Here is a 3120-nt window from a genome sequence, read left to right as displayed (position 1 = left end):
GGGCGGTGCTCAGCGTGCCGCAAACGGGACATCGTCCTGCGCAGCGACAGCCGCGAACGTGCATGACAACGCCCGCCTCATGCCCGTCTTCGATCGAGAGTACCCGGCAGCCAGGAACCTCGTGCAGCCGCGCCATCGCCAAGCTCCGTCCTTCTCACACGAACGGAGAACGCACGGGGAAGCCACACGAAATGACGAAGAGCCATTAAACCGTAGCAAGTCCACCTCTCAATTGGCTCGGTCTAAAATACCGGTCAGGTCACAAGCGCCAGACCCTCATCGATCACCCCTTGCGTCACCACGCGCAGGCTGCCTAACATCTCAACCCAGATGGACCAAAGCCTCCGTTTCTGAGCAACCCAACTCGTCCTAAATCACCTGAGACATACAAAAACTCCCCGTCCCAGGGACTGCAATCACCCTTCCTTTTCTGATACCCTTTTCGACCGATCCGCTAATCGCGGCTGGGTTAAGAACTCTCAGCCGAGAGCCCACGATCCGGTGGCCCGCCCTTGGATCAGCTCGCGTGATGCAGCAGCCATACTCAACCCGCCTCCTTAGTGTAAAACGTCAGATAGCATCGGAGCAGTATTCTATGTCGAGGGCGAACGTGGATTTCGAAAAAGTTGTCGCGGATGGTTACCTTTGGCTGCGAGGAACCGACCCCGGCGAGTTGATGATACGTTGGCAGGCCGAAAATATAGAGCCTAAAACAATCGATGAGGTTCGTTCACGGCTGATGCCAACTCGGACAGCGTCAGCGCCGGACATTAATGCATATTTGCACAGCGCGCGAAGCGCTCTGCTTCGCGAGGTTCCTAAGGGTGTTCATACATTTCTAAGCGCAGGGTGTGCCGGCCTATGGTTTTTTGATTGGATCGAGAAATGTTATGGGCGACCGGCAATTCATATAGGCCTTGAATACTATACACCTAAGCCGGAAGGACTACCTCAGAATGTAAGGTGGATTGAGAATACATGCTCCGACATGGCGGGAGTCGCGAGCGCGAGCTGCGACCTTGTTTTCTCCGGGCAGAATTACGAGCATCTGTGGCCAGATGAACTCCTTGGCTTCATGCTCGAAGCTGCGCGTGTCACGAAAGAAGGAGGGCTGTTAGTCATGGACAGCCCAAATCGCACTGCGACCGAGTTGCTGAAGAGCTGGAGCCATCCAGAGCACACCGTCGAGGCGACGCTTGGAGAGGCTGAGCAAGTGATGACCCTGGCTGGCTTCGATGTCACGGCCAGGAAGGGAATTTGGTTGATGAGGGATCCAGCTACAGAGCAGCTGCTGCCCCTCCCACCAATCGATACGGCTGAGTGGTCTGTCACTGAGCGATCGATTGTTGCAAAGGACCGGCCTGAGCACTCCTTTATCTGGTGGCTTGAAGGGCGCCGATCATTAAGAGTGCCCGACGAACGAGCTTTGGCTGATTTAATTCATCAGATCTTCGATCGGGCCTGGCCAGAGCGCCTCACTCGGTTCTCATCAAACGTGGGCAGACTGGAGCATCGCGACGGCGAAGATTGGATTGTGGCTGAAGCGGGGGAAAGCGGCGCGATGCTATTCGGCCCATACCTACCACTGCGGAAAGGAAAATTTGAATGCGAATTCCAGTTCGAACTCTACGGCGACTCGAACGCAACGGTTGATGCCGAGTGCGATGTGATGATCGGCCGGCTCGATGCGCCAATTTCAACCTACCAGATCTCCGGTCGGCCTGGGCGCAATTCGGTGACTTTGTGCTTTGTTCTTGATCAACTTGAATTCGGAGTTCAATTCCGCTTTGTGAGTTGGGGAACTCGCCGGGTGGCCTGCAGAAGAAAGATTAGCCTGATCGAGGAGCGGTAATTGTATATTGCAATCGGGCCTGAAGGCAACGAAGATACCGTCATCATCGTCGCGCCAGCGTGATCAAGGGCGGCTTCTTCGGCCGTCAGCTGATCACGGCGCTTTTGGGGGCGGCGCATTGGCCAGCGGGCGCACCCGCGCCGGATCGCGAATGCTAACATCACCAAGCTCACGTGCCGGTGCCAGCCTTGGCCCGACCGATGATCCGCACGACGTTGGCCATGGTCAAATCCCGGTCGAGTCCCTTCGGGAAAAACTTCCGGAGGTACGCAATGACACCGGCTTCGGCTCAAGCGTATGCGATGTTTGGAGCCCACCTTTCGCTGGCCGGCGTAGAGGATGATGCTGACGGCCCCTGGATGGGATCGTTTTGTGTCTATGGTCGAGCATATGGTCGAGCCGCCGCGGACCGTTCGGCGGCTTGAGGTCATCACCACCGCGAGCGGCCGGCGACGCTGGTCGCAGTCCGAGCGCAGACGGATCCTCGCTGAGGCCATGGCATCGGGTGCCGTCGTGTCGGTTGTCGCGCGCCGGAACGGGATGAGCCCGCAGCACCTGTTTACCTGGCTGCGCGAGGCGCGGAAGGCGCCGACAGTCGGTGGAATGGCAGCGGCCTTCGTACCGGTTCTCCTCGATGAGCCTGCCTCTGCGTCATCCGCATCGTCGCCCCGGGCCGGCATCCGTCCTCTGGGCAGCCCTGCTACCGGGATCGAGGTGGAGATGGCCGGCGCCGTGGTGCGCATCGGTGCGGACGCGAGCCAGGCTCAGATCACCGCGGTGATCCGGGCGCTGAAGGCTTGTCCATGATCGGGCCGTCCGGCGCGGCGCGCGTGATGCTTGCCACGCGGCCTGTGGACTTCCGCAAGGGCATGGACGGGCTGGCCGCTCTGGTCCGGGACGCGATGGGCGCGGACCCATTCTCCGGCACGGTCTACGTGTTCCGCTCGAAGCGCGCCGACCGGGTGAAGCTCCTGGTCTGGGATGGAAGCGGGCTGGTCCTCGCGACCAAGCGTTTGGAGGCGGGTCAGTTCTGTTGGCCGAAGATCGAGGACGGCGTGGTCCGGCTGAGCGCGGCGCAGCTCGCGGCGCTCGTCGAAGGCTTGGACTGGAAGCGCGTCCATACGGCGCGTGCCGTGGGCGTGCCGGCGGTTGCCGGCTGAGCAAAAAGGCTGGCTAGAGCGGTTTCGGTTTAATTGGGGTCGTATCCTGCCGCGACGAAGAAGTTTGCAGCCTCGTCGGGCGTGACGGCATCGACGAGCCGCCCGATT

3 protein-coding genes are annotated in these 3120 nt (G+C 59.9%); all 3 read left to right on the top strand.

Annotated elements, in window-relative coordinates; all coding sequences use genetic code 11:
- Nucleotides 1-610 precede the first annotated feature (610 nt).
- The 3 genes from C4T42_RS31225 (at nucleotide 611) to tnpB (ending at nucleotide 3012) form a co-directional block, all read left to right on the top strand.
- The gene (locus C4T42_RS31225) at nucleotides 611-1852 is read left to right on the top strand and encodes a class I SAM-dependent methyltransferase (protein ID WP_181049267.1); all 1242 of its coding nucleotides are present in this window, start codon (nucleotides 611-613) and stop codon (nucleotides 1850-1852) included.
- Nucleotides 1853-2230: 378 nt separating this feature from the next.
- Nucleotides 2231-2659, top strand: a complete 429-nt coding sequence (locus C4T42_RS31220) for a transposase (RefSeq protein ID WP_181049266.1) — start codon at nucleotides 2231-2233, stop codon at nucleotides 2657-2659.
- Nucleotides 2656-3012: an IS66 family insertion sequence element accessory protein TnpB gene (tnpB, locus tag C4T42_RS31215; protein WP_103986558.1), complete on the top strand. Its 357-nt coding sequence runs from the start codon at nucleotides 2656-2658 to the stop codon at nucleotides 3010-3012. The genes C4T42_RS31220 and tnpB overlap by 4 nt, the downstream gene beginning before the upstream one ends.
- The last annotated feature ends 108 nt before the right edge of the window (nucleotides 3013-3120 follow it).

Source organism: Methylobacterium sp. 190mf, assembly GCF_900107945.1.
GTDB lineage: Bacteria > Pseudomonadota > Alphaproteobacteria > Rhizobiales > Beijerinckiaceae > Methylobacterium.
The sequence above is the reverse complement of the archived record's forward strand: the minus strand, read 5'-3'. Positions and strand labels throughout refer to the sequence as shown.

Bases quoted from the DNA above. Each gene is read 5' to 3' on its own strand.
- C4T42_RS31220 (WP_181049266.1), top strand. From the start codon at position 2,231: ATGGTCGAGCATATGGTCGAGCCGCCGCGGACCGTTCGGCGGCTTGAG.
- tnpB (WP_103986558.1), top strand. From the start codon at position 2,656: ATGATCGGGCCGTCCGGCGCGGCGCGCGTGATGCTTGCCACGCGGCCT.